Genomic DNA, 26,532 nt, shown 5'->3' on the forward strand with positions numbered 1-26,532 from the left:
GCTGACATGACCGAAGAAACCGGCCCCGAGCCCGACGCCACGCAGGCTTCCCTGCGTCCCGAACCCGAAGCCACCGGCGCCTACGAGCGGCCCGAGCCCGAAGCCACGGGCGCCTACGAGCGTCTCGAACCGACCTCGGCCCAGATACGAGGAACCACGCCGTCCGCATCCTCCTCCCCGACCGGCCGCTCCACTCGATCCCGCCGCAGCCGGTCGGGACGAAAGCTGCGCCTCGGCGGCGGCCTGGTCGAGGTTCCCCCCGTCCCTCAGATCGACCCCGCATCTGCGGTGATGAGTGACCCGACCGTCCCCGAGCGGAAACGGTTCTGTTGGAAATGCAACGAACCAGTCGGTCGTAAGAGCGCAAGCACCAAGGCAACTCAGCACGGCACCTGCCCCAAGTGCGGTTCCACTTTCGACTTCCGTCCACTCCTCGAAGAGGGCGAATTGGTGTCCGGTCAGTACGAGGTTCAAGGGCCCATCGCGCACGGCGGCCTGGGATGGATCTACCTCGCGATCGATCGCAATGTCAGCGACAGGTGGGTAGTTCTCAAGGGGCTCTTGCATTTCGGTGATTCCGAAGCGCAAGCCGTTGCGGTGGCCGAGCGTCAGTTCCTCGCCGAGGTCGCCAACCCCAGCATCGTCAAGATCTTCAACTTCGTCGAGCATCCGCGCCCGGATGGCACACCCATGGGGTACATCGTCATGGAGTACGTGGGTGGGCGATCATTGCGCGAGGTGCTGGCCGAATTCCCGGACGGCAAGCACATGCCGATCGAGCAGGCAATCGGCTACGTACTGGAAATCCTTCCGGCGCTGAGCTATCTGCATTCCACCGGCCTGGCCTACAACGACCTCAAACCCGAGAACGTAATGGTCACCGAGGATCAGTTGAAGCTGATCGATCTCGGCGCCGTGTCCGGAATCGAAGACTACGGATACCTGTACGGTACCGCCGGCTATCAAGCACCCGAGATCATCGAGACCGGTCCGACCATCGCCTCCGACATCTTCACCGTCGGAAGAACACTCGCGGTTCTCACCCTCGACATGCCCTCGAAGCACGGACGGTACCTCGACGGCCTTCCCGAACCGGAGGACGAGCCACTACTGCGCGACCACGAGTTCTTTCACCGTCTACTGTTACGCGCCACCGACCCGGATCCGAAGAAGCGATTCCAGTCCGCCGAGGAAATCGCGGGACAACTCACCGGCGTTCTGCGAGAAATCCTCGCCGAGCAGACCGGGCAGGAGAATCCCGGACTCTCGCTCGTGTTCAGCAGGCAGCGAACGTCTTTCGGCACCGATGAATTGGTCGGGCAAACCGATGTGTACGTGGACGGTGTCAGCCACGACGCCGCTCTCGATCCGCGCGAAGTTGCGCACGCACTTCCCATTCCGTTGGTCGACCCCACCGATCCCAGCGCGCCGTTGCTGGCAGCGGCGGTGCACAGCGAACCGTCTCAGACTCTCGATGCTCTCAAGCATGCCCGCGAGAACGGAATCGACCGAACGTCAGGCACACCGGCGGCCGCCGTCTCGGGCGAAGTTCGACTGGCCGAGGCCAAAGCTCATCTCGATCTCGGTGATCCGGAAACCGCACTGACAGTTCTGGGCGAACTCCAGCAGAACATCGGGGACCACTGGAAGATCGAGTGGTATCGAGGACTTGCGGCGTTACAACTGGACCGATTCGAGCCCGCTTTCAGTCACTTCGAGGCAGTTCTCACCGCACTGCCCGGCGAGGCTGCCCCCAAGCTGGCGTTGGCAGCGACGGCAGAACTGATTCTCCAGCACTGGGAGAGCGACGACCCGGACCAATGGTGCCGATTCTCCGAGAAGTACTACCGCACCGTCTGGCGGACCGAACGAAACTACGTGAGCGCAGCATTCGGGCTCGCCCGACAACTCGCCGATCACGGCAACAAGAAGGCAGCCATCGCCGCCCTCGACGAAGTACCCACGTCTTCCCGGCACTACAACGTCGCACGGATGTCCAGCGCTCTGACGATGCTGTCCGGCGTTCCGATCGCCGAACTCGACGAATCGACTCTGCGGGAAGCCGCCCGTCGTGTTCGGGCGCTACCTGCTGAAGAGAGCCGAAGCCTGCAGATGCGAACCCTGGTGTTGGGCACGGCACTCGATTGGATTCGCTACGGCAATCGCTCGCACACCGAACTCGAACCCATCCTCGACCTGCCCTTCACCGAGCAAGGTCTGCGCACCGGAGCCGAAGCCTGCCTTCGCGCCCTCGCTCGCGCCACGACCTCCCGCACGCACCGCTACGCCCTCGTGGACCGGGCGAATGCGGTGCGTCCGCGCAGCAATTTCTGACGGACGCCCCGAGGTTTACAGTGCTGCAGAAACCTATAGTGCGGCCACCAAAGCCTTCGCCGCGCGGGCGATCGCCAACTCCTCGTTGGTGGGGACCACCAGCACCTCGACGGCCGACGAGGATGCGGAGATACGACGCTCGTCGCGACTCTTCGCCTCGTTGAGAGCCGGATCGACCTCGATACCGAGACGGGAAAGCCCGGCCAGGCTGTCGCGTCGTACGTCGACGTTGTTCTCCCCGACGCCGCCGGTGAAGGTGATGACGTCGACGCCACCGAGTTGAACGATGAAGGCGCCGATGTACTTACGGAGCATGTGCACGTAAACGTCGTACGCAAGTTGTGCGTCTTGGTCGCCGCCCTCGATCAGTGCGAGCAGGGCACGGAAATCGTTGACTCCCGACAGTCCCTTCAAACCGGAGCGCCGGTTGAGGAGGTCGTCGATCTCGTCGACCTTCATTCCCGAGTTGCGGTTGAGGTGCAAGATGATGCCTGGATCGATGTCGCCGCTGCGGGTGCCCATGACAAGACCCTCGAGCGGGGTGAGGCCCATCGTGGTGTCGATGGCCTTGCCGCCCTTGATTGCCGAGGCCGAAGCGCCGTTTCCGAGGTGCAGAACTATCTGATTCAGCTCGGCCGGATCCTTGCCGAGGAACTCCGCGACCCGTCCAGACACGTATTCGTGTGAGGTCCCGTGGAAGCCGTACCGGCGAATCTGGTTGGCCTTGGCCACATCCCGATCGATCGCATAGGTGGACGCCGCCGCGGGCAGTGTGTGAAAGAAGGCGGTGTCGAACACTGCGACGTGCGGAACGTCTGGCAGTTCTTCGCGCGCCACCTCGATACCGATCACGTTGGCTGGATTGTGCAGCGGCGCAAGGTTCGACAAATCCGCGATGGCTTTCACGACGCCGTCGTCGATGAGAGTCGGCGAATAGAAGATGTCACCACCGTGCACGACTCGGTGACCGACTGCGATGATTCCGGCCTCACTCAGCGGCCGCCCGACCTCGGCGACGATGTCGAGCACCATCTTCAGACCTGCGCGGTGATCGGCGATCGGAAGGCTCCGGTCTTCGACTCCGGTGCGGTGGTTGTAGACGATGTGGCCGTCGGGCTCACCGATGCGCTCGATGAGACCGTGCGCCACCGATTCCGCCGTATCCGGATGCACGAGTTGAAATTTGATGGATGACGAGCCGGAATTGATGACCAGTACGGTGCCGTCGCTCACGCTTGCGCTCCCTGTGCCTGTATTGCCGTGATAGCCACGGTGTTGACGATGTCCTGGACCAACGCTCCACGCGAGAGGTCGTTGACCGGCTTGTTCAGTCCCTGCAGAACCGGCCCGACGGCGATAGCACCGGCGCTACGCTGCACTGCCTTGTACGTGTTGTTGCCGGTGTTCAGGTCCGGGAACACGAACACCGTTGCTTTGCCCGCCACCAGCGAATCCGGCATCTTCTTGTCGGCGACACTCTGCTCGACGGCGGCGTCGTACTGAATGGGCCCTTCCACCAACAGATCCGGTCGACGCTCGCGCACCAAAGCGGTCGCGGTGCGAACCTTGTCGACGTCGGCTCCGCTGCCCGAATCCCCGGTGGAGTACGAGAGCATCGCGATGCGCGGATCGATCCCGAACTGCGACGCCGTCTGTGCGGACGAGATCGCGATGTCCGCCAACTGCTCCGACGTCGGGTCCGGAACCACGGCGCAGTCACCGTAGGAGAGAACGCGGTCGGCCAGGCACATCAGGAAGATGCTCGAGACCGTCGAGACACCGGGGGCGGTCTTGATGATCTCGAACGAGGGTCGAATCGTGTGAGCGGTGGTGTGTGCAGCGCCGGACACCATGCCGTCGGCAATTCCCAAGTGCACCATCATCGTTCCGAAGTACGAGATGTCGGCGATCACCTCGCGGGCCCGCTCGATGGTCATGCCCTTGTGAGCACGCAGCGCGGTGTATTCCTGTGCGAAGCGCTCGGTGTACTCGGACTGCGCGGGTGCGAGTACCTGCGCGCCACTGATGTCGACGCCGAGTTCCGCTGCGCGTCGACGCACACTGGGTTCGTCACCGAGGATCGTCAGGTCGGCAACCTGGCGCTGCAGCAACCGGCCGGCCGCGCGCAGGATCCGGTCGTCGTCACCCTCAGGCAGGACGATGTGCTTGCGATCGCGTCGAGCACGGTCGATCAGCTTGTACTCGAACATCTGTGGGGTCACGACGGACGGGATCGGCAGTGCCAGTCGGTCCATCAGGACGTCGGCGTCGACGCGCTGTTCCATCAAGCTCAACGCGGTGTCCACCTTGCGCTGCGAACCGACTGCCACGCGTCCGCGGGTTTGGGCTGCGGCGCTTGCGGTGTCGAAAGTGCCGAGGGTTGTCGTGAGAATCGGAAGACGCTGTTTGAGGCCGGCCATCAACGCCGCGATGGCCGGGTGCGGCGTGATCCCGCCATTCATGATGATGCCCGCGAGCGACGGAAATCCCTCCGCCTCATGCGCATTGAGCAACGCGAGCAGCACGTCCGAGCGGTCACCCGGTGCGATGACGACCATGCCCTCGACCAGACGCTCGAGGATGTGCTCGGCGGTCATGCCGCCCACCATCACCTTCAGCGCTTCGCGGTGCAGCAGTTCCGGGTCACCCGAATACAACTCGCCGCCGGTGGCCTCCATCAACTCGGCCATCGTGGGCGAGACGAGCAACGGAATCTCCGGCAGGCTCCACGTCGGAACACCGATGTCGGACAGCGCTGCGGTGACCTCGTCGAGCTTGTCGGGATCGCAACGATTGGCGACGACCGCGAGCAGATGAGCGTGGTTGGCGGCCAACTCGGCGGCGCATAGATGCGCGAGCTGGGCGACCTCCTCGACACTGCGCCGAGCGCCGCGTACCGCCAGCAGAACCGGCGCGCCGAGGTTCACGGCGATGCGGGCGTTGAAGCTCAGCTCGCTCGGGCTTGCTACGTCGGTGTAGTCACTTCCGATGATGACGACGGCGTCGCACTGCTCGGCCACGGTGTGGTACTTCGCGACGATGTCGGCCAGCGCGGCTTCAGGATCGGCGTGAACCTGCTCGTAGGTGACGCCGAGTGCGTCGGCGTAGGAGAGATCGGCGGTGGTGTGCTCGAGCAGCAGTTCGAGGATGTAGTCGGTTTCCTCGGTAGAGCGGGCGATCGGGCGGAAGACACCGACCCGGGCGACGGTCGCGCACAGCATCTGCAGCACGCCAAGCGCGATGGTGGATTTTCCGGTGTCACCTTCAGGAGAGGCAACGTAGACACTCGACACGGCAGCGGGCGCTTCTGGCATGCCCAACAGCCTAGTGTGGGCCGCCGCCCACCTTGCCACTGATCGTGGTCACGCTCACGCTCGTGCCGACAACCGGCGGCTACGAGAAAGACGAACGGTGCCTGCCACACGTCGAGTGGCAGACACCGTTCAGTTGATCTCGAGGATCAGCCCAGAGCACGCAAGCGAGGCGCGAGGTCACGCTCGAACAGTTCGAGGAACCGGCGCTGATCATGGCCCGGTGCGTGGAACACCAGGTGATTGAGACCGGCATCGACGTAGGCCTTGACCTGCTCGACGGCGTCGTCCGGATCGGAAGCGACGATCCAACGCTTGGCCACCTGCTCGATGGGCAGAGCGTCGGCAGCGGCTTCCATTTCGATCGGATCCTCGATGCTGTGCTTCTGCTCCGGCGTCAGGGACAGCGGAGCCCAGAAGCGGGTGTTCTCGAGTGCAGCCTCCGGATCGGTGTCGTAGCTGATCTTGATCTCGATCATCTTGTCGATGTCGGCGACGTCGCGCTCGGCCTTGGCTGCGCCCTCGGCAACGGCTGGAAGCAGCTTCTCGGTGTAGAGCTCCATGCCTTTTCCGGAGGTGCAGATGAAGCCGTCACCGGCACGTCCCGCGTACCGGGCGACAACGGGTCCGCCGGCCGCGATGTACACGGGAATGCCGCCCTCGGGAACGTCGTAGATCGACGCGCCCCGAGTGGTGAAGTACTCGCCTTCGAAGTCGACACGATCGCCCAGCCACAGCTCACGCATCAACCGCACGGACTCACGCAGCCGCGCGAAGCGTTCCTTGAACTCGGGCCACTCGCCCTGGAAGCCGGTGGCGATCTCGTTGAGAGCCTCACCGCTGCCGACGCCGAGCATGATGCGTCCCGGGTAGAGACATCCCATCGTCGCGAACGCCTGAGCGATGACTGCCGGGTTGTAGCGGAACGTCGGCGTCATCACGGACGTGCCGATCTGCACGCGCTCGGTGCGCTCACCGACGGCGGTCATCCAGGCGAGCGAGAACGGTGCGTGGCCACCGTTGTGGCGCCACGGCTGGAAATGATCGCTCACCGCAACGGAATCCATGCCGTGCTGCTCTGCCAGAACTGCCAGCTCTACCAGTTCGCGAGGGCCGAATTGCTCAGCCGATGCCTTGTATCCGAGCTTGAGTTCCTGCGCCACCGTGCACTCCCTTGTCGTCTGTTTCGTTTACTTCTCTGACATGCTTCACGTTCTTTGCAGACTATCCAGACACCGCTGGGACTTCTCTGCGTATCTCAGCGAGCGAGGCTGGTGACCACCGTTGCCACGCCGGCTGCGACGGCAACCCCGGCCAGTGCCAGTGCAAACAGCCACAATGCGTGCGGTTCCGGCATCGCCGCTCCGTCCTCGAGCGCCTTCTTCACCTGTAGCCAGCGTCGCATACCTACCAGTGCGGCTGCCGCCGCGAGTGCGATCAGGGTCAGACCGAGAGTCGTGCGAACCCACCCGGTACTCCATTCCGGTACCAATTGGACGACGGCGATGCCTCCGGCCAGCAGGGCGAGTGAGCTACGCATCCAGGCGAGGAAGGTGCGCTCGCTGGCAAGGGTGAAGCGCTCGTCCGGGCGGTTCGGTTCACTCATGCGTGCTCACCTCCGTGCGGTGCCACCAGATCCGGGTCCTGACGCCAGTCGTAGACGACCTCGGTGCGCAGAACGATGTCCTGCAACGAACGTCGTCGTCGATCGACCGCCGACCACAGCAATCCGAAGGCGAAGAGCACGCAGAGCACCGCACGGATGAAGGCCAACGGCCAGCGCACGAGGCGATGCCCGGACGTGATCACCCGCAGCCCCATCACGAGGGACCCGACGGTCCGACCGGTGGTCGCCCAGCAGGCGGTCAGATACGCCACCGAGACACCGAGAAATGCCGTCGTGGACAGGAAGATTCCCGGTTCCGAGAAAGTGAAGCTCTGTGGCGAGAAGAGCAGTCGGACGAAGGCGAAGCCCACGTACACGGAACCCATCAGGAGCAGGACGACGCCCAGGTCGATCAGTCCGGCGAGTCCACGGGTGACGATGCCGGCTGGGCCGGAACTCTCCTGGGCCACTAGCGTTCGCCTGCGTTCGTCTTCGGATCGGTCTCTGTCGACGGTTTTTCTGGTGACGGTTTATCTGATGACGGTGCGTTGTCGCGGCCGAAGAGTCGCCCGACGAAGCCGGCGACAGCGTCGTCCGCCTGCATGCCCTGCACTCGAGCTCCGTGCACGGCTTCCGTGGAGAGTGAACCGGTCGATTCACGAATCATCTGGGGCAGGTCGACGCCCTCGATGACCTGGTCGGCGATCTTGACGAGGTCGATGCGGTTGACCTGGCGTTCGAGGTCGACCGTGTCGACTATCCCGTCGAGATCGAGGCGATCGATCACCGCTTTGACGTCGAGGCGGCTTGCGATCTCGTCCACGTCGACCCGGTCGATGATCGGTTCGAGCGAGACCCGTTCGGCAATCTTGTCCACGTCGATGTTCTCGGCGATCTTGTCGATGTCCACGTGGTCGACGACGATCTTGGTGATGTCGACTTCGGACAGAGCAGCGTCGACGACAGCTTTGATCACCGTCCGCAAGGTCGAGTCGGCGAACTCCACGGTCGAGTGCATCGCTTCCGTGCCGCGAGTGGTGACCTGGGTGATCGCGCCGTCGAGTGCGTCACCGACGACAGGGATCCGCTGCACGGAATCAAGTGCGAGACCAGCGGTTCTGCGCGCCGCACCAGCCGTGATCGCGGCCAGCCCGAAGGCCAGCCGAATCACGTCGGATTCGGGGTGGTGCGACTGCGATCCCACGCAATTGTCTCCATCTTCTTATACGACTGTTACCCGGACATTCGTCACTCCTCTTCGCATTGTGCCACTGTTGGAAGGCACAAATACGCTGTCCGGCTTGCGCCTGGGGGGAAATATGAAGACACGTCGTTTCACGGTTCGGCTGACGATGGCGGTGGCCATGGCCGCCGGCTTTCTCGGCCTCAGCGCGCCGACCGCGAGCGCGGATTCCGTGGTCAGTCGCATCGACGTCTACTCCCCCTCGATGGACCGCTGGATCGCCAACGACGTGATTTCGCCGGCCGGAGGAGGCCCGGCCCCGACCTTCTATCTGTTGACCGGTGTCGGCGGCGGCGAGGACGGGATCTCGTGGTTCAACAACACCGGAGTTCGTGACTTCTTCGACGACAAACACGTCAACGTGGTCATGCCGGTCGGCGGCAAGTTCAGCATGTACACCGACTGGAACGCCGACGATCCGGTGCTGGGCCGTAACAAGTGGCAGACGTACCTCACCAAGGAACTACCGGCGGCGGTCAACGCTCGGTACAACACGACCGGTGTCAACGCACTCGGCGGTGTGTCGATGGCCGGCGGACCGGTTCTGGACCTCGCGATCCAGTCGCCGGGCACCTACCGCGCAGTCGGCTCGTACAGCGGCTGTCCGCGCGCCGGCGACCCGCTCGGCCAGGCAGCGGTGCGCTCGATGGTCGAGATACTCGGCGGCGGCAACGCGGCCAACATGTGGGGGCCGTGGGGTAGCCCGCAGTGGGCGGCGCACGACCCGTTGATCAACGCCGAGAAACTGCGTGGCACAGCGCTGTTCATCTCGACCGGCAACGGCCTCCCCGGCCCGGTGGACGGAATCAACTCGCTGGCTATGGCCGCCGGCGTCGTTCCCGGCGCGGTCCTCGAAGGCATCACCAACATGTGCACCGCTGCCCTGCAGGGGCGATTCGGTCAGCTCGGCATTCCCGCGACGTTCAGCTTCCGACCCGAAGGCACCCACACCTGGGGGCTCTTCGAAGCCGACATGCGCGCGTCGTGGCCGATGATCGCGGGCGCTATCGGGGCGTGAGCCTCACGGCCCTCCTTACAAGCCATGGCGTCAGGTGAGACTGCGCGCCCAGTCCCGCATCCCGGCGGGGCCAGTGCCGGTGGCGTATTCAGCGAACCACACCCGGGTCACACCGAGCGTGATCGCGGCACCCATACACATGAGACATGGTTCGAGATTGACCGCCAATGTCAATTCACCGGACGCTCGAGTAATTCCGAGAGCCTCGTCGGCCTGCAAGAGCGCTTGAAGGTCCGCATGGACTACCCGTCGGCCGAGTGCCCGTTCTTGCGTATACGCCCGCCCGAGCACACGGTCGTCGTCGAACACGACTGCGCCGATCGGCATCTCCCCGAGCTCCATGCCCTCACGCGCTACGTCAAGAGCAACCGCAAGGGCATCTCGAGGTGAAAACATCACTCGACACTAATGGACCAAGGCAAACTCACGCTGCCAGTAGTGCGGGTAGTCCCCATTCCTTGGCAAGCAGCTCGTACGAGCGCAGACGATCCTCGTGCCGATGGGTCACCCCGGTGATTACCAATTCGTCCGCTCCGGTGAGCTTCTGCAAACTGTCGAGCCTGTCGGCGACGGTAGACGGTGAACCGACGAACTGCGTGATCAGCCGATCCTCCACCACTGCTGTGTCGGCGTCGGAAAGTGGGAGCGCTGTGGCCGGATCGGGGTACGGGATGGCGCCGTGTCCGCTGCGAATGCTGTGCGTCCAGTGCGCGAAGGTCGACGCCAACTCTCTCGCCGTCGCATCGTCTTCCGCAGCAACAACATCCGCGGACACGACGACATACGGCTCCGACAGGACGTCCGACGGACGGAATGCTGTGCGGTATGCCTCGACGGCATCGAGCGTACTCGACGGCGCCACATGGTAATTCGCACCGAACGGCAATCCGAGTCGTCCGGCGAGCTCGGCACTGGGGCCCGCGCTGCTTCCGAACACCCACAGTTCGACGTCGGCATTCTCGCCGGGACTGGCGTGCAATTCGATGCCGTCGCGGGTTCTGTAGGTACCGTTCAGGAGCGAGCGTATGTCGTCGACCTGCTGCTCGAAATCGGGCGCCTGCGCGCCCGGAAACGCCAATGCCTCGAACGACGCCTGCAATCGCGGTGACGTGAGAAGACCGGTTGGATCGAAGGGCGCCGGGATCACGACGCCGTCGCGTACGACGTTCTCTCGCTTCGATTCTGCCGGCGCAGGCGTTCCGGCAGCGACCGCGCGAAGTGCCTCCACCCGACGCTGTCCGCTGCGCCCGATGCCGAGATCGATACGACCCGGATACAACGCTTCGACGGTACCGAAGGCCTCGACCACCTGAGCCGCCGTGTTGTTGCCCAGCAGCACGGCGGCCGAGCCGACGCGAATGGTGTTGGTGGCGGCCGCGATCAGCCCGACAAGCACTGCTGGCGACGAAGAGGCAACACCGACGAAGTGGTGTTCGGCGACCCAGTAACGCTTGTATCCCCACGCTTCGGCAGAACGAGCGAGGTCCAGCGAGTTCCGCAAAGCCTGGCGGGCCGTTCCGCCCTCACTGATCGGCGAGAGGTCGAGTACGGACAGCGGCGCGCTCACCTCGGTCCGCTTTCGGAGCGGGTGTCCGGTGTCTTCTCGCCGGCTTCCACCGCGAACGCCAGGCGGTTCTCGGCGGGGGCCACCGGGCACGTCGCGTAATCGGTGAACGCGCAGGGCAGGTTCGACGCCCGATTGAAATCGAGGACTACCGCGCCACCGGGTTCAGGTGCGCTCACGTGCAGCGAGCGGGCGGCCGGGTAGGTGGACACACCACTGGTCGCGTCGGTGAACAGGATGTGAAAGCCGTTGTCCCTGCCCGCGAACGCAATCAGCGTATGCGTTGCACCGTCGTGTTCGAAGCTGATGGTTCCGCGGGCGTCGTGATGATGCTCGAGGCGCTCGACGACCGCACCTGTCGTCACCGTGCGAGCCTCCTCGAAAGCTGTGAAGACACCCTCGATGCGCCACTGCGGGTTCGGCTCGAAGGTCGGGATACCACTGAACTGCGCCAAAGCCGGGGCCGACGAATCGTGGATCCGCAGAGCCACCTCGCCGGTGCGGCGGATGACCTCGACCAACCGCGCGCCCTGCTTGACGATCAGTCCCGGCGCCCCCTCGATCGGATTCAGAGTGGCCGAACCGTCTACTGCGACGCCGTCGATCGAGAGGTCGTCGGCCGGCGTCGCGGTGACGACAACGGCATTCGCGTCGGCGCGCCATGCACCGGGCAGGTCCGCGAAGGTGGAATCGGTATCCACCAGCCAATGCAACGCAGTCAGGCTCAGCCAGCCGAGGGGTTCGCCGAAGGTGGCGTCGCGTGAGGCGTGCCAGGCATTCCAATCGCCGGTGAAGGTGCTGGTGGAAGTGTCGGTAACGGTCATGATGCGCGGACTCCTTCAGCCTGCTCGTGCGGGTGGCGCAGCCCGAGATGGCTGCGCAGGGTGGTTCCTGAGTACTCGGTCCGGAAACTGCCGCGGTCCTGAAGTTCCGGTACGACGGTGTCGATGAACTCGTCGAGGCCCGCGGGGGTGATGTGGGGAACGAGGATGAATCCGTCGCTTGCGTCGCCCTGGACGTAGCTGTCGATCTCGGCAGCGACCTCGGCGGCGCTACCCACGAACTGTTGGCGGGCAGTCACTTCGATGATGAGTTCACGGATGCTGAGGTTTTCGGCCTCGGCCTTGGCACGCCACTGATCTGCGACCGCTCGCGGATCCTTGACGTGGCGGACGCGTCCACGGGTGATGTTGACGTCGTCCGACGGATCTTCCTTCGGCAACGGGCCGTCGGCGTCGTACTGGGAAAGGTCTCTGCCCCAAACCTGTTCGAGAAAAGCGATGGCAGTCTGGGGTCCGACCTGCTGCCGCCGGATGTGATACGCCTTCTCCTGTGCGTCCGCGGCGTTGTCACCGAGCACGAAGGTGGCGGCGGGGAGAATCTTGAGGTCTGCGTGCGTGCGTCCGTACTTGGCCAGGCGTCCCTTCACGTCGGCGTAGAACGCCTTGCCTGCTTCGAGCGTTCCGTGCCCGGTGAAGATGGCATCGGCCTTGGCCGCGCCGAACTCGCGTCCTTCGTCGGAGTCACCGGCCTGCAACAGAACTGGGTGCCCCTGCGGACTCCGTGGAACTTCGAAGCGTCCGGCGATGTCGAACTGCTTACCGGAGTGCTGGAACTGGCCGACCTGCTGGTTGGTGGCGAAAACACCGCGCTCACGGTCGACGATCGGACGGTCGACGCTCCAGCTGTCCCACAGCGTCCGTACTGCGTCGACCAACTCGTTGGCGCGTGCATACCGCTCGGAATGCTCCAGATAGCCACCGCGGCGGAAGTTCTCGCCGGTGAAGGCGTCCGAGGAGGTGACCAGGTTCCAGGCGGCGCGGCCGTCGGAGAGATGATCGAGCGTCGAGAACTGCTTGGCCAACTCGTACGGTTCGTTGAATGTGGTGTTGATCGTCCCGGCCAGGCCGAGATGCGTTGTCACACCGGCAACCGCATTGAGAATGCTGAAGGTGTCCGGGCGACCGACTACGTCGAGGTCGTGAATTTTGCCCTGATGCTCGCGTAGGCGCAAACCCTCTGCGAGGAAGAAGAAGTCGAACAATCCGCGTTCGGCACTGCGGGCGAGATGCTCGAACGAGCTGAACTCGATCTGACTCTTGGACGCCGGATCGGTCCACACCGTGGTGTTGTTCACGCCGGGAAAGTGAGCGCCCAGATGGACTTGCTTGCGAATCCTGTTCTGTGTCATCGGTGTTCCTGTTCTCTACTCGCGCTACGCGAACTGATTGACGGGCAACTGGAAGCCCAACCGCTCGCGCAGCGTCGGGGCGGTACTCGGTCGCGGATTGAGAGTTGGCACTACGTCCGTCGCGATCTTCTCCACGGCGGCGGCCAGCGCCAGTGGACGCAGAACCACACCGTCGATCCCGGCGAGCCCACCGATCTCACGCAGCAGCGCAGTCAAACCCGCGCTGTCACCGCGATAGAACAGCGAGTGCGGGGCATACGGCGCTCCCGCCCATTCCTCGAGTTCCGCCAAAGCGTCGTCGGCGGCACCGCGATCGGCGCCGAGGAGCACGTCGACGTCGAGGAGAACCCGCACGCTGCGCCCGAGGGCGGCGGCACTCGCGTGGACCAGCTTGGCCGTAGTTTTGGCCTCGGCGAGATCGGTTGCCGAGATCCGAATCAGATCTCCGCGCGCAACCGCGAGTTCGCGAGCCTCCGGCCTGCTCGCGTCGACGGCGATCAGCGGCTGCCCCTGCGGGGAGCGCGGCGTGATGGACGGGCCCTTGACGGAAAAGTTCTTTCCCTCGAAGTCGATGTAGTGCAGCTTGTCCCGATCGATGAATCGTCCGCTCGCAGCGTCACGTATCTCGGCGTCGTCCTCCCAGCTGTCCCACAGCCGACTGACCACCTCGACAGCCTCGGACGCTTCCTCCCACGCAGACTCAGGACCCTGCACTGTCTTTCGGCCGAACAACGCCGCCTGCTCGGCGGTGTCGGACACCGCGACCTGCCAACCGGCCCGCCCAGCAGACGAGTAGTCGATACTCGCGACGGCCTTGGAGATGTGGAACGGCTCGGTGTGCGTGACTGTCGCAGTGGGGATCAGACCGATGCGCGAGGTCACGGCACTCAGCCGCGCCGCAGTTGCCACCGCCTCCAATCTCCCGCGCACTGCGTGCCGGCCTTCGGATTGCAGTCCGAACGAGTCAGGGAGGAACGCCAGATCCACCCCACCCCGATCCGCGGTGGTCACCAGGTCCACCCAGTACGACGGTGTGAACAGATCTTCGGCGCGTGAGTCCTCGCGTCGCCAGGAGTACGGATGAGCTCCGGTGCCCTCGAATTCGAGACCGACCAGGAATGCTCCGGAACTACGCTCGGACATGTTCGGCCTTTCGTGTCGAATGATCCCGCCCGGGGATCGCCTCGAGAAGTGTGCGTGTGTACTCGTTTCGGGGATTGTCGAAAATCTCGGTGGTAGTGCCGATTTCGAGCAATCGCCCGGCCTGCATGACGCCGACGACGTCGCTGATCTGGCGAACAACCGCCAGATCGTGGGAAATGAAGAGATAGGTCAAGCCCAGTTCTCGCTGCAATTCGTCGAGTAGCGCCAGAATCTGCGCTTGCACCGAGACGTCGAGAGCGGACACAGGTTCGTCGAGAACGAGCAGGTCCGGCTTCAAAGCGAGCGCACGAGCGATCGCCACCCGTTGACGCTGGCCGCCCGAGAGTTCGTCCGGTTTGCGGCTCAGGAACTGCTCGGGAAGTGCAACCTGATCGAGCAACTCTGCTGCACGACTCTGCTGCTGGCTGCGTCCACCAACCTTGAAGGCCCGCAGCGGCTCCGCAACGATGTCCTGGACGGACAATTTCGGGTCGAGTGATGCATAGGGGTTCTGATACACGAGCTGGATCCTTCGGCGCAGCTCACGCAGGTCGCTGCCCTTGACCTTCGTGATGTCCTGGCCGTCGAAGGTGATGGTGCCGGCATCCGCCTGCTCCAATCGCACGACAATGCGTGCGGTGGTCGACTTGCCGGAGCCCGACTCCCCCACCAGCGACACCGTCTGACCCCTCGGAACAGTCAGCGACACTTCGTTCACCGCGGTGATCGAACTCCCGCGTCCGACGTTGAAGTGCTTGGTGATTCCCGTCAGGGTCAGCAGCGGGCTGGTGTCCTGGCGGACCGGGCGAACGACTGGTCCCGAGGACAGGCTCGGCGCAGAGCTCAGAAGTTTCTTCGTGTACTCGTCTCGCGGGTTGTCCAGAATATCCGCGGTGCGGCCGGATTCGACGATCCTGCCGCCCTGCATCACCAGGATCCGGTCCGCGCGGTCTGCGGCCACACCCAGGTCGTGCGTGATCAGGAGCACGGCGGCACCGGATTCGGCAATCCGCTCGTCGAGATGGTCGAGAATGCGCCGTTGAACCGTGACGTCCAGAGCACTGGTCGGCTCGTCGGCGATTACGAGGGCCGGGGTCGCGACAAGCGCGATACCGATCAGAACGCGTTGCCGCATACCGCCGGAGAGCTCGTGCGGGTACTGGCGTGCTCGGATTTCCGGCCGGTCGATACCCGCGCGCTCGAGCACCTCGACGGCGTCCAACCGGGCTTTGCGACGGTCTGCGAGGCCGTGGATCCGGAGGACTTCTGCAACCTGGTCGCCGATCCTCGTCACCGGGTTGAGCGAGGTCGTCGGATCCTGCGGCACCAAACCGATACGCGCGCCGCGGATTCGCTGCCACGCACGGTCGGAATACGAGTCGATCTGTTCACCCTCGAACTCGACGGTCCCGCCGGTGACGTGGCCACTGCCGGCGAGCAGACCCAATATCGCGTGGGCCGTGGTCGACTTACCGGAACCCGATTCCCCTACCACCGCAACTACTTCGCCCCGACCGACGGTGAAGCTCACGCCGGATACCGCGGGCTCGGCGCCGTAGGCGATCTGTAAGTCGGTGACGGAAAGCAACTGTTCCTCGGTCGTGCTCATCGCCGGTTGTTCCTTTCGATCTCGTGGCCGATACGGTGTGCCGAGATGACCACGGCGACAATCGCGAGACCGGGAAGTGTGGTCATCCACCAGGCATTGGCGAGGAAATTACGTCCCTCGGATACCAGCGATCCCCATTCCGGGGTAGGCGGAACGGCGCCGAATCCCAAGAAGCTCAGAGCCGACACCGCCAGTACTGCCTGCCCGAACTCGACAGCGGACAGCGCGACCACCGGCGCGTAGGAGTTGGGAAGCACGTGCCGACGCAGGACACCGAGCCACTGCACACCCGAACTGAACGCGGCCTCGACGTACTGAGCTCCGCGCACCCGCATCACTTCGGCACGCATCACTCGCGCGAAATTGGCGACCATACTGACGCCGACAGCAATGGCGACGTTGATGGTGCCGAAGCCGAGTGCGGTCACCAGTGCCAACGAGAGCAGCAGCGCCGGAATGGACAGCAGCACGTCGACGATGCGCATCAGCACGGCGTCGACGACGCCACCGACAAAGCCCGCGAGCAAACCGATTATCGATCCCGCCACCAATGCGATTCCGACCGCCACCAAGGTTGCGGTCAGGGACAGCGCGGCGCCGTGCACGAACCGTGTGTACAGGTCACGACCGAGATTGTCGGTTCCGAACCAGTGAGCCAGGCTCGGGCCCTGCAGTTTGTCCGCCGGGACACCGGACAACGGATCGCCGCTGGCAAAGAATCCGGGTGCGACGGCAAAGCCGATGGCAAGCAACACGATCAACACCGGAATCACCAAGCCGGGCTTTCGGATCCAGCCGATGGCCGTGGACTTTCGGCGCGAAACAACAGGTGCCTTCGCCTCGACGGTCGGATCGAGGAGTAGGGGTTCGATCAATGTGTCAGACATGAGCCGGCTCCAGATCGGTCGAGCTTTCGGTATTCGACTTTTCGGTGTGACTCTTCTTCGTCTGGATGATCCGTGGATCTATCAAGGGGTAGAAGAGGTCGACCGCGAGGTTGACGAGCACGAACACGAGAGAGGCGAACACAACGACTCCCTGCACCACCGGGATGTCCTGCGCCATCACCGACGTCTGTGTCAGACGGCCGACGCCCGCGCGGGAGAACACCGTTTCCACAACCACCGAGCCCGCCAGCAGCGTGCCGACCAGCACACCGGCAATGGTGAATGCCGGAATGCTCGCCAGTCGCAACGCGTGACGGGTCTGCACGCGCCAACGGCTTGCGCCCTTGGCGTACGCAGTCTCCACGTGCGGCGAACGTAGCGTCGACTGCAGGCTGGTCGTGAGCACCTGCGCGATCACCGCGCCGGTCGGGATCGCCAAGGTGATCGCCGGAAGAATCACCGTTGCGAATCCCTTGTCTCCGAAAGCGGGGAAGATGTGCAGACGGAACGAGAACAGCTGCAGAAGAATCAGGCCAACCCAGAAGGTAGGCACCGCCACACCCAGCGGCGGCAGCGAGAACAACAGATTCGCGAGCCACCGCTTGCGGGTGTAGGCAGCGAAGAACGCGATCGCCACTCCGAACAACACGGCCAGAACCAAAGCGGTGGTTGCCAAGACCAGAGTGCTCGGCAGCGCCGAGAAGATGGCATCCGTCACCGACTGACCGGTGGAGATGGACGTACCGAAATCGCCGCGAAGAGCATTCGTCAGCGACGTCCAGTACTGCACCCACACCGACTCGTCCAAGCCGTACCGTGCCCGAAGCTGATCGAGCGCAGCCTGATCCACTGCAACACCCTGACCGGACGAGTCGGCAGCCATGCTGACGGGATCACTCGGCAGGAGGAACAGAATCACGAACGAGATGGTGAAGGCGGCCCACAGAACCACTGCGGCCTGGCCCAGTCGGGTGAGTACGTATCGAGTCATGATTACTTACCCGACAACCATGCGTCGTAGAACTGCAGGCGCGAGGAGGCTTCGAAGTTCAGGTCCTGCACACTCGATCCGGCGCCGATGGCCTGCGAGAGCTCGATGGTGGGGATGGAGAGTCCACGGTCGAGGATCAATTCCTGTGCGGTGGATACCAGTTCGCCGCGTTGGCCGTTGTCCGTGGCTGCAAGCTGGTCTGTGAGTACCTTGTCGAGCTCCGGATCTGCGCCGCGACGGTTCAGGTTGCGGCCTTCGGTGCTGAACGATGCCCGCAAGATGTCGGCGTCCGCGCGAGTGCTGTTGTAATACAGCGAATCGTAATCACCCGATACTCCCTTCTCGGTCCATTCACCGTTCGAGACCAAGTTGAGCTGCAGGTCGACGCCGACCTTCTTGAGCTGCTGCTGCACGAGCTCGAGGATGGCCTGGTTACCCGAGAACACCGGACTGAAGGTGACGCTGAAAGTGAGCTTCTGCCCGTCCTTCTCGCGGATACCGTCGCTGCCGGTCTTCCAACCAGCCGCGTCGAGGAGTTTCGCCGACTTGTCGGCGTCGTACGTCACGACACTGGATTCGTCGCTGTAGAGCGGAGTGGTGTGAGCCAGCGGGCTCGTGGCCGGGAAGAACGACGGATCCAGAACGGTGTCGACGAGTTCTTGGCGGTTGATCGCGGGAATGATGGCCTGACGAACAGCCTGATCAGCGAGAACGCCGCGACTGACGTTGGGCTGGAAGAAGAAGCTCACACCCGGGTTCGGCCTTGTGAGGATTCGTCCACCCGCGCCCTCGATTTGCGGCGCATCCTGCGGAAGCGCATCGCTGACCGCATCGAGCTGGCCGGAGGCCACGCTGCCCGCCCGCACACCGGATTCGGGAACCACCGTGAAGTCGACGCCATCGAGGTACGCCTCGCCCTGATGCGCGACCGCATCCGAGGCCCAGTTGTATCCCGCACGCTTGGCGATCTTGACGCTCTTGTCCTGCTGCCAGTCGGTGTACACGAACGGTCCGGAGGCGATCACCGCTGCACCGGGGCAGCGCTGCTCGGATGCCAGCGCGGTGGTGGAATCGGCGAGGATTCCGAGCTGTGGCGTCGAAGTTGCTTGCAGGAACTGAACATTGGGTCCGGAGAAATTGATCTTCGCCGTGTGAGCATCTACGACGTCGGTACCGGTGTACGAGGACAGGTAACTCTTCGCCAACGACGCGTTCGGTCCCAGGTTCTTGACCGAGTCGAAGGTCTTCTTCACCGAATCCGCCGTCACCGGTGTGCCGTCACTGAAGGTGGCGTCGTCGCGAAGGACGAACGTGAAGCTAGCGGCGTCGGGGCTGATCTCCCAACTCTTGGCGAGCCACGGGGTGATCTCTCCGGTGTCGGGATTTTGATCGGTAAGCGAATCCACCACTGTCCGAGTGACATACACGGTCTGGTTACTGCCGGCCTGGGCCGGATCGGCGCACGTCGGCGCCTGCGACAGACCGTAGCGAAGGGTTCCGCCGGACTGGGCGGGGCCTGCGTCGGCAGCACTGTCACTCCCGCTGCTGCAGCCGGCGAGGACGGTGCCGAGAACCGAGACAGCACCGATACCGGCGATTACGGTCGCGCGTTTGCGGGCACCGAATGAGGGCGAAGACACCAAGAACTCCTAAAGAGGCATGCCGAAGAGCGCACCCGTCGCCTGAGACGAAAAAGGCGATCGAGCACGAATCACTTGTGAGAGAAGAGAAAACAGACTTGTCGACGACTCGCCTGAGTGTGAATGACTGACCGAGAGGTCAGTTGGTACAGAAAGATCCCGCGGTGCGGCACAGGTCTACGTGACGACGCGACCAGGCGGTATCGAAACCGCCTTCGACTGCCTTCATTTCGTGTTCCTCCATCGGTCCTGGCGGTAGCACCCGCACCCGATCACTCGGGGGGTTGCTGCGACGTCAATGAGCCAGGTCTCTCGGTCGCTCTGGATGGTCGTTCGCAAGTGTACGAGGTCAAACCCGGGTGTTGTCAACCCGGTCGGTAGGAATTGCTGCTCGAGTCACATTTTCGAGCACCCGAAGTTGTTTCTCGAACGGGTGGACGCCCACCTCTTCGGGCGAGAGTGAAGCGTCGTAAAGCGGTGTGTATCCACTGGACAGATACAGCGCGACGGCCTCCGGCTGCCGAGGACCCGTCGTGAGAAACACACGGTTGTATCCACGAAGTTCGATCTCTCGTTCCAACTCGCGAACGACGGCCTTGCCGAGGCCGCGCTTCCGATAGTCGACCGACGTCCAGATTCTCTTCAGTTCGGCAGTGGTGGAATCGAATTGACGAAACGCACCACCGGCGATCGGCAGACCGTCGTGGGTGAGCACCAGAAGCGCACCCTGCGGGTAGGCAAATTCTTCTGCCGGATACGTCGTGAGATCATCGAGCATCGCTTCGCGAGTCCCGCCGTAACGCGAACTGTATTCGAGTGCCAACTCCGCGATCAGTGGAGCTGCCAAGGGATCGTCCTGCGATACCGAATAGACCTCTACCGCTCCGACACCCTCGAGCTGTCGAGTTCCGAGCTCCAGTGCCACAACACTTTCCTCCATGAATCTGGTCAACGCTCCCCCAGCCTGAAAACTTCCGGAGCGAGGGTGGTTCCGTCGACGAGGTCCGCCACAAGTTCACCCAAGGCCGGACCGAACTTGAACCCGTGCCCCGAGAATCCCGCCGCCACCGTGACGGCGCCGACTCGGTCGATGACGAAGTTACTGTCCGGCGTGCTCGTGTACAGGCACGTGATCGACTCGACACGGGTGGAATCGACGCCGGGCAACCACGACTCGGCGTACTGGGCCAATCGCCGCTCTCCGTCGACGTCAGGGGTGTAGTCACGGGTCTGCGGAGTCACCACCGGCCCGGTCGCGTGTTCGCCGATCTTGATCCCGTCCTCGGAACCGAGCCCGTAGATCCCCGCGGTCTCCAATTCTGCGCCGGTGTGGTGAACGAAACTCGGCCACTCGACTCCGGGATCGAGCGGTGCGAAGTGTGCTGGTTGTTCCTGTGTCGTGCGCAGTGTCGGCAATACGATCTCGGAGCCGAGACCGCTGTCTGCGATCAGGTCCGCAGTCCACGCACCGGCCGCGATCACGACCTGACGAGCTGCGAGCGTTCCACTGTCCGTCACCACGTCCACGCCGTAGGACGCCCGCGCGAGTGCCAACACCCGAACATCGTGACGGACCTCGGCGCCCGCAAACACCGCTCCTGCCTTCAGAGCGGTCACTGCGCGGTCCGCGTGCAACCGGCCTGCGTCGGGATGATGGAGCACCGTGGTGTCGAATCGCAGCCCCGGCCAACGGGCGGACGCCTCGGCAGGAGTGAGGATCTCACCCTTGATGCCCGCCTCGCGAAGTATCTTCGCCTTGGACTGCACTGCCTGCGGCAGGCCGTGATCGACGGCACCGGTGAGTTCCAGGAACCCGATGTCCGTCGTGGTCTCCAACTCCCGCCACAGCGGCAGCGCGCCGGCCGCCAAACCTGTGTACAGGTGATTGTCGTACGCCTGCCGGTAGATACGCGAAGTACCGTGCGACGCACCGAGCTTGTGACTCGGCCCGAACTGTTCCAGCTGAACTACGCTACGTCCGCGTGCCGCGAGCCGCCATGCGGCGGAGGACCCGACGAGTCCTCCGCCGATGACGATCACATCGAGAATCTCACTCATGGACGAGAGCTCACTTGGTCTTCGGAAGGCCGGGCGGGTTGATCAGGGACGTGTCGACGGCTTCGCTGGTGATGTTCCAGCGCTCGAGGATCTGCTGGTACGTGCCGTTCTCGATCGTGTGGTTGATCGCGTCGTTGATCGCCTTGATCAGGCCGTTGTCCTTCTTCACCAGCACCGCGATCTGCCCCTGCAGGGTGTCGCCGGCCCCGGAGAACTCACCGACAACCTCGGTCTCCCCCGACTGCTTGGCGTGGAACTGCGACGACGGGTTCGGGCCGAAGTAGGCGTCGATCCGGCCGGACTGCAGCGGGAGGTAGTAGTCGGTGGTGTTCTGGTAGTAAGAGATGTCGGTAGGCGCCAGGCCGGCCGCGACGTTCTGCTCACTCCACTTGACCAGCAGCGCTTCCTGATTGGTGCCCGAGGAGACGGCGATCTTCTTGCCCGCGACGTCCTTGGGTTCCTTGATGGAGATTCCGGCACCCTTCTTGGCTTCGAAGGCGAGGGTGTCGAGACGGTAGGTCGCGAAGTCGTACTTCTCCTTACGCTCTTCTGTGACAGTCACATTGGAGAGGAAGGCGTCGGCCTCACCGGAGTCGATCCGGACGAAGTTCTGTGCCCAATCTGCTGTCTGCAGGTCGACCTTCAAGCCGAGAACGTCACCGATCAGATAGGCGAAGTCGGTCTCGGAACCGATGAGGGTGGTGTCGTCGTCGGCGTAGAAACGGAGCGGCGGAGCGGAACCGGCACTACCGGTGACGCGCAGCGTGCCACGATCGCGGATGTCCTGAGGTAGCTCGGCGGCGATGGAATCCACCTTGTCGGTGGTGATGCGGTTCTGATCGGCCGTGAGGTTGTAACCCGCAGCAGCGGTGACCTGGGCGCCGTCGGACTCGGCGTCCGCGCTGCTGCATGCGGCGCTGAGCAATCCGACGGTGGCAAGCGCCGAGATCAGAAAAGTCGCGCGACGGGATGTGGAGAACATCAATTTTTCCTTCCGGGAATGAGTCTGGGTCGCGTCAGAGGACGCGGGAGAGAAAGGCTTTGGTCCGTTCGTGGACCGGATTGTCGATCACCTGCGAAGGCGGGCCCTGTTCGACGATGACGCCGCCGTCCATGAAGACCGCAGTGTCCGCCACTTCCCGAGCAAATCCGACCTCGTGTGTGACGATCACCAAGGTGGCGCCGTCACGGGCCAGCTGAGCCAGGACTTCGAGAACCTCGCCCACCAGTTCCGGGTCGAGCGCCGACGTCGGCTCGTCGAAGAGAATGACCGCCGGCCGCAGTGCCAGCGCTCGCGCTATCGCGACGCGCTGTTGCTGTCCACCGGAGAGTTGGCGGGGATACTCGTCCGCCTTGTCCCCCACTCCCACTCGCTCGAGCAGTGCGCGGGCCTCGCGGTACACCTCGTCACGATCACGCTTCTGGGCCGAGAGCGGCGCTTCCACCACGTTTTCCAACGCGGTCAGGTGCGGAAACAGGTTGAAGTTCTGGAACACGAATCCGATGTGCGAACGCTGTTTCAGGATCTCGCGGTCACGCAGTTCGTGGAGTCGATTTCCCTTGCGCCGGTATCCGATCAGCTCTCCGTCGATCCGTACGGTTCCGCGGTCGACTTTTTCGAGGTGATTGAGGGTGCGCAGCAAGGTGGACTTACCGGAACCCGACGGACCGAGAATGACGGTCACTTCGCCCTTGCGAACCAGGAGATCAACGCCGGCAAGTACTTCCAAGGCACCGAAAGACTTGTGAATTCCGCGTGCTTCGACGGCGTACACCGTATCTTCGGCCAGTTCTGCGGTCATCGGGTCGCACCTCTCGGAATATCGAGACGCGCATCGCGAATCTCTTCGAACTTCTTGCGCGCCTTCTGTACCGGAGTCAACGGAAGCGCACGGGCGGATCCTCGTGCATAGTGGCGCTCCACGTAGTACTGACCGATCGAGAGCAATGTCGTGAGGATGATGTACCAGATCGTGGCGACCATCAGCAGGGGCACGACTCGTCCGTTGCGGCCGAAGATGACCTGCACCTGGTAGAACAGTTCGGCGATTGCCATGGTGGAGACGATCGACGTTCCCTTGAAGAGTCCGATGACCTCGTTGGCGGCGTTGGGGAGGATCGCCCGCATTGCCTGAGGGAGAACGATCTTGAAGAACTGGCGACTGCGCGGAATACCGAGCGAGTGAGCAGCTTCGATCTGACCGTGATCCACCGAGATGATTCCGGAGCGAATGATCTCGGCCGAGTATGCAGCCTGGTGCAGCGCCAAACCGATGACTGCTGCGGTGAATCCGCCGATCACACCGCTGACCTGGAAGGTGAAGAACTCGGGACCGAAAGGTATTCCGAGAGAAAGTGTCTGGTACAGGTAAGTGATGTTGAACCAGAAGAGCAGCTGCACGATGAGTGGAATCGAGCGGAAGGCCCAGATGTAGGTCCAGGCGATCACCTGCAGGACCGGATTCTTCGACAACCGACCGAGTGCCAGGAAGACACCGAGACCGAAACCGAGGATCGTCCCCCACAGGGTCAGTTTGATCGTCATCCACAACGCGGCGAGCACTGATTTCGCGGTGAAGTACTGCGCGAACGTCGGCCAGTCCCAGCCGGGGTTGACGACGAGTCCGTGGATGAACTGAGCAAGCAGAACCAGCACGACCGCACTGATCACCCAGCGCAGCGGGTGCCAGGTGCGAGCAACGACAAGCTCCGAGTCGGGAAGTTGCGGCTCGGACACCGACTTTTCGGGGCGGACATCGGTGGGCGCGCTCACGGCGCGCTACCTGACGGAGTGGACATCACGAATAGACCTTTCGGGGAAATGGGAACGCAGCTGTGTCCTCGAGTTGGTGTGCTCGAGTTGCGAAGACGACGAGAGTTCGGTCAGCGACAGTGACACGAAGCGGTGCGGCACAGATCGATGTGACGTCGCTTGTGCGCAGCGTGCGAAGTGGTACCCATGTGATGCCTTCCATCGGTCCTGGCGGTAGCACCCGCTCCCGATCACTCGGGGGGTTGCTGCGACGTCGACGAGCCAGGTCTCTCGGTCGCTCTGGATGGTGAGCAAAGACTAGACGCGAAATGTCGAGTCGTCAAATGTTGTATTTCCCTGCACTGCAAGGGAAATGAAGGGTCCACGATGTTGAAATCGCATTGATTCCAACGGTGTCCGCAGCCGCGTTCGGCGTGTTCAATGGAGCGTTCGAATGAAGACCGGGACCGCCGTCCGGACTGACTTTTCCTCTGCCGTACCGTCTGCGGAGTGAGTGGACTCGACGCTTTCTTCATCTTGTTGGCCGGTATCGGCGCGGGCGCGATCAACGCCGTGGTCGGCAGTGGAACGCTGATCACGTTCCCGACGCTGGTCGCCTTCGGCATGCCGCCCGTGACCGCAACCATGTCCAACGCGGTCGGGCTCGTCGCCGGCGGAGTTTCGGGTACCTGGGGCTACCGACGTGAGCTGTCCGGACAGTGGGATCGACTGAAGTGGCAGATTCCGGCGTCACTCGCCGGGGCACTACTCGGTTCGTGGTTGCTCATGCATCTACCCGAGAAACTGTTCGAGACCATCGTTCCGGTGCTGCTGGTCCTCGCTCTCGCGCTCGTCCTCCTCCAACCACGCATCCAGGCGTGGGCCAAGAAGCGTTCCACCGAAGAAACGACGCTGTCCACCAAGAGGCTGATGCTCCTGACCGCCGGCACTTTTGCAGTCGGCATCTACGGCGGGTACTTCACTGCCGCGCAGGGCATCCTTCTCATCGGTGTGATGGGTGCCATCCTCCCGGAAACCCTCCAGCGCATGAACGGCGCGAAGAACCTGCTGTCGCTGCTCGTCAACATCGTTGCAGCAGGGATGTACATCACTCTGGCATTCGATCAGATCAATTGGGCAGCAGCCGGTTTGATCGCTGTCGGGTCACTCGGTGGTGGCGTTCTCGGCGCCCGCTACGGACGGCGCCTGTCCCCCACTGCATTGCGATACACGATTGTCGTCGTCGGCCTGATCGGACTGTGGCGCCTTCTCGCTTGACCGCCCACATCGGGCGCCACCCGCACATACTGGAGTAATGACCAGTACAGAAGATCAGACCGGTTGGACCTACCTCATGGACATGGACGGGGTTCTCGTCCACGAGGAGCACTTGATACCTGGAGCGGACACGTTCCTGGCAGAGCTGGCGTCGAACGACATCCCGTACATGGTGCTCACCAACAACTCCATCCGCACCCCGCGTGACCTGCGAGCACGCCTGCTCAATTCGGGACTCGACATCCCGGAGAAGTCGATCTGGACGTCAGCGCTCGCAACCGCGACGTTCCTGGCCAACCAGCGGCCGGGCGGCAGCGCCTACGTGGTCGGCGAATCGGGCCTGACCACTGCCCTGCACGACATCGGTTACGTCCTGACGGACAGCGACCCCGACTACGTCGTCCTCGGCGAGACGCGAACGTACTCCTTCGAGGCAATCACCACCGCCATTCGCCTGGTCGAGCGTGGATCGCGGTTCATCGCCACCAACCCGGACGCCACCGGACCGTCGCGAGACGGCTCGCTGCCGGCCACCGGCTCTGTCGCGGCACTCATCACCAAAGCGACCGGTCGCGATCCCTACTACGTCGGCAAGCCCAACGCCTTGATGATGCGCTCAGCCCTGCGGTCCATCGGCGCTCATTCCGCCAATACGTTGATGATCGGCGACCGCATGGACACCGACATCGTCTGTGGCCTCGAAGCCGGACTGCAGACGATTCTGGTGATGACCGGGATCTCGACCCGCGCGTCGGTAGAGCTCTATCCCTACCGCCCGACCATCGTCCTCGAGTCGGTCGCCGATCTTGTGGGAACAACAACCGATCCATTCCGTAGCAACACAAACAATTGATTCAAATTGCAAAACAAAACCGAAACTCGGTAATTAACTGGTAAAAAACAGCAG

At 63.3% G+C, this 26,532-nt stretch carries 26 protein-coding genes and 2 riboswitches; of the genes, 4 read left to right on the forward strand and 22 right to left on the reverse strand.

Annotation, left to right across the window (positions count from 1 at the left end):
* Positions 1-6 precede the first annotated feature (6 nt).
* Positions 7-2,334 (forward strand): serine/threonine-protein kinase, encoded by a 2,328-nt coding sequence (locus ATN37_RS06945; RefSeq protein ID WP_075832562.1) that lies wholly within the window; start codon positions 7-9, stop codon positions 2,332-2,334.
* A 33-nt stretch (positions 2,335-2,367) separates the two neighbouring features.
* On the opposite strand, the gene ATN37_RS06950 is transcribed toward ATN37_RS06945, so the two are convergent.
* The 6 genes from ATN37_RS06950 to ATN37_RS06975 form a co-directional block, all read right to left on the reverse strand.
* Positions 2,368-3,567 carry an acetate kinase gene (locus ATN37_RS06950; protein WP_047269457.1) on the reverse strand — a complete coding sequence of 400 codons (1,200 nt, stop codon included), beginning with the start codon at positions 3,565-3,567 and terminating at the stop codon, positions 2,368-2,370.
* On the reverse strand, positions 3,564-5,648 hold the full coding sequence (gene pta / locus ATN37_RS06955) for a phosphate acetyltransferase (RefSeq protein ID WP_042452123.1): 2,085 nt from the start codon (positions 5,646-5,648) through the stop codon (positions 3,564-3,566). Before pta ends, ATN37_RS06950 begins: the two co-directional genes overlap by 4 nt.
* A gap of 146 nt (positions 5,649-5,794) precedes the next feature.
* Positions 5,795-6,808, reverse strand: coding sequence for a glucose-6-phosphate dehydrogenase (coenzyme-F420) (gene fgd / locus ATN37_RS06960; protein ID WP_003944371.1), 1,014 nt, complete (start codon positions 6,806-6,808; stop codon positions 5,795-5,797).
* A 95-nt stretch (positions 6,809-6,903) separates the two neighbouring features.
* Entirely contained in the window at positions 6,904-7,251 is a 348-nt protein-coding gene (locus tag ATN37_RS06965; RefSeq protein ID WP_003944317.1) for a YidH family protein, read from the reverse strand.
* The gene (locus ATN37_RS06970; RefSeq protein ID WP_003944375.1) at positions 7,248-7,721 is read right to left on the reverse strand and encodes an RDD family protein; all 474 of its coding nucleotides are present in this window, start codon (positions 7,719-7,721) and stop codon (positions 7,248-7,250) included. The genes ATN37_RS06965 and ATN37_RS06970 overlap by 4 nt, the downstream gene beginning before the upstream one ends.
* Positions 7,721-8,455 carry a hypothetical protein gene (locus ATN37_RS06975; protein WP_003944326.1) on the reverse strand — a complete coding sequence of 245 codons (735 nt, stop codon included), beginning with the start codon at positions 8,453-8,455 and terminating at the stop codon, positions 7,721-7,723. The genes ATN37_RS06970 and ATN37_RS06975 overlap by 1 nt, the downstream gene beginning before the upstream one ends.
* Positions 8,456-8,570: 115 nt before the next feature.
* Here ATN37_RS06975 and ATN37_RS06980 point away from each other — a divergent pair, with 115 nt between their 5' ends.
* On the forward strand, positions 8,571-9,512 hold the full coding sequence (locus tag ATN37_RS06980) for an alpha/beta hydrolase family protein (RefSeq protein ID WP_003944347.1): 942 nt from the start codon (positions 8,571-8,573) through the stop codon (positions 9,510-9,512).
* A gap of 30 nt (positions 9,513-9,542) precedes the next feature.
* Here ATN37_RS06980 and ATN37_RS06985 read toward each other — a convergent pair whose 3' ends face one another.
* The 16 genes from ATN37_RS06985 to ATN37_RS33125 form a co-directional block, all read right to left on the reverse strand.
* Complete coding sequence (locus tag ATN37_RS06985; RefSeq protein WP_256933184.1) at positions 9,543-9,908, reverse strand: nucleoside deaminase; 366 nt, start codon at positions 9,906-9,908, stop codon at positions 9,543-9,545.
* A gap of 28 nt (positions 9,909-9,936) precedes the next feature.
* The gene (locus ATN37_RS06990) at positions 9,937-11,079 is read right to left on the reverse strand and encodes an LLM class flavin-dependent oxidoreductase (protein ID WP_075832550.1); all 1,143 of its coding nucleotides are present in this window, start codon (positions 11,077-11,079) and stop codon (positions 9,937-9,939) included.
* The gene (locus ATN37_RS06995; protein WP_042452128.1) at positions 11,076-11,900 is read right to left on the reverse strand and encodes a DUF1684 domain-containing protein; all 825 of its coding nucleotides are present in this window, start codon (positions 11,898-11,900) and stop codon (positions 11,076-11,078) included. Before ATN37_RS06995 ends, ATN37_RS06990 begins: the two co-directional genes overlap by 4 nt.
* A complete protein-coding gene (locus ATN37_RS07000; protein ID WP_063314816.1) occupies positions 11,897-13,267 on the reverse strand; it encodes an NtaA/DmoA family FMN-dependent monooxygenase in 1,371 nt (456 codons plus the stop codon). Before ATN37_RS07000 ends, ATN37_RS06995 begins: the two co-directional genes overlap by 4 nt.
* Before the next feature lie 24 nt (positions 13,268-13,291).
* Complete coding sequence (locus tag ATN37_RS07005) at positions 13,292-14,410, reverse strand: LLM class flavin-dependent oxidoreductase (RefSeq protein WP_063314817.1); 1,119 nt, start codon at positions 14,408-14,410, stop codon at positions 13,292-13,294.
* Positions 14,397-16,019 (reverse strand): ABC transporter ATP-binding protein, encoded by a 1,623-nt coding sequence (locus tag ATN37_RS07010; RefSeq protein WP_063314818.1) that lies wholly within the window; start codon positions 16,017-16,019, stop codon positions 14,397-14,399. Before ATN37_RS07010 ends, ATN37_RS07005 begins: the two co-directional genes overlap by 14 nt.
* Positions 16,016-16,906: an ABC transporter permease gene (locus ATN37_RS07015; protein ID WP_042925872.1), complete on the reverse strand. Its 891-nt coding sequence runs from the start codon at positions 16,904-16,906 to the stop codon at positions 16,016-16,018. The genes ATN37_RS07010 and ATN37_RS07015 overlap by 4 nt, the downstream gene beginning before the upstream one ends.
* A complete protein-coding gene (locus ATN37_RS07020; protein WP_063314819.1) occupies positions 16,899-17,897 on the reverse strand; it encodes an ABC transporter permease in 999 nt (332 codons plus the stop codon). The genes ATN37_RS07015 and ATN37_RS07020 overlap by 8 nt, the downstream gene beginning before the upstream one ends.
* Positions 17,898-17,899: 2 nt before the next feature.
* Complete coding sequence (locus ATN37_RS07025) at positions 17,900-19,537, reverse strand: ABC transporter substrate-binding protein (protein WP_003944291.1); 1,638 nt, start codon at positions 19,535-19,537, stop codon at positions 17,900-17,902.
* A gap of 139 nt (positions 19,538-19,676) precedes the next feature.
* The gene (locus tag ATN37_RS33120; protein ID WP_019749498.1) at positions 19,677-19,781 is read right to left on the reverse strand and encodes a putative leader peptide; all 105 of its coding nucleotides are present in this window, start codon (positions 19,779-19,781) and stop codon (positions 19,677-19,679) included.
* A riboswitch (SAM riboswitch) is annotated at positions 19,775-19,869 on the reverse strand. It overlaps the preceding gene by 7 nt.
* Before the next feature lie 17 nt (positions 19,870-19,886).
* Positions 19,887-20,477, reverse strand: coding sequence for a GNAT family N-acetyltransferase (locus ATN37_RS07030; RefSeq protein ID WP_042925869.1), 591 nt, complete (start codon positions 20,475-20,477; stop codon positions 19,887-19,889).
* 8 nt (positions 20,478-20,485) lie between these two features.
* Positions 20,486-21,595: an FAD-dependent oxidoreductase gene (locus tag ATN37_RS07035; protein WP_218694943.1), complete on the reverse strand. Its 1,110-nt coding sequence runs from the start codon at positions 21,593-21,595 to the stop codon at positions 20,486-20,488.
* 10 nt (positions 21,596-21,605) lie between these two features.
* Positions 21,606-22,577: an ABC transporter substrate-binding protein gene (locus tag ATN37_RS07040; RefSeq protein ID WP_007726832.1), complete on the reverse strand. Its 972-nt coding sequence runs from the start codon at positions 22,575-22,577 to the stop codon at positions 21,606-21,608.
* A gap of 34 nt (positions 22,578-22,611) precedes the next feature.
* Positions 22,612-23,397, reverse strand: coding sequence for an amino acid ABC transporter ATP-binding protein (locus tag ATN37_RS07045; RefSeq protein ID WP_003944418.1), 786 nt, complete (start codon positions 23,395-23,397; stop codon positions 22,612-22,614).
* Positions 23,394-24,368 carry an amino acid ABC transporter permease gene (locus tag ATN37_RS07050; RefSeq protein ID WP_020906669.1) on the reverse strand — a complete coding sequence of 325 codons (975 nt, stop codon included), beginning with the start codon at positions 24,366-24,368 and terminating at the stop codon, positions 23,394-23,396. The genes ATN37_RS07045 and ATN37_RS07050 overlap by 4 nt, the downstream gene beginning before the upstream one ends.
* 110 nt (positions 24,369-24,478) lie before the next feature.
* On the reverse strand, positions 24,479-24,556 hold the full coding sequence (locus ATN37_RS33125) for a putative leader peptide (RefSeq protein WP_350318888.1): 78 nt from the start codon (positions 24,554-24,556) through the stop codon (positions 24,479-24,481).
* Between the two features lie 7 nt (positions 24,557-24,563).
* Positions 24,564-24,658: riboswitch (SAM riboswitch) on the reverse strand.
* Between the two features lie 199 nt (positions 24,659-24,857).
* On the opposite strand from ATN37_RS33125, the gene ATN37_RS07055 reads away from it, so the two are divergent.
* Positions 24,858-25,625, forward strand: a complete 768-nt coding sequence (locus tag ATN37_RS07055; RefSeq protein WP_003944404.1) for a sulfite exporter TauE/SafE family protein — start codon at positions 24,858-24,860, stop codon at positions 25,623-25,625.
* 37 nt (positions 25,626-25,662) lie between these two features.
* A complete protein-coding gene (locus tag ATN37_RS07060; protein WP_003944345.1) occupies positions 25,663-26,478 on the forward strand; it encodes an HAD-IIA family hydrolase in 816 nt (271 codons plus the stop codon).
* Positions 26,479-26,532 lie beyond the last annotated feature (54 nt).

This window comes from Rhodococcus sp. MH15 (assembly GCF_019266045.1).
GTDB lineage: Bacteria > Actinomycetota > Actinomycetes > Mycobacteriales > Mycobacteriaceae > Rhodococcus_F > Rhodococcus_F qingshengii.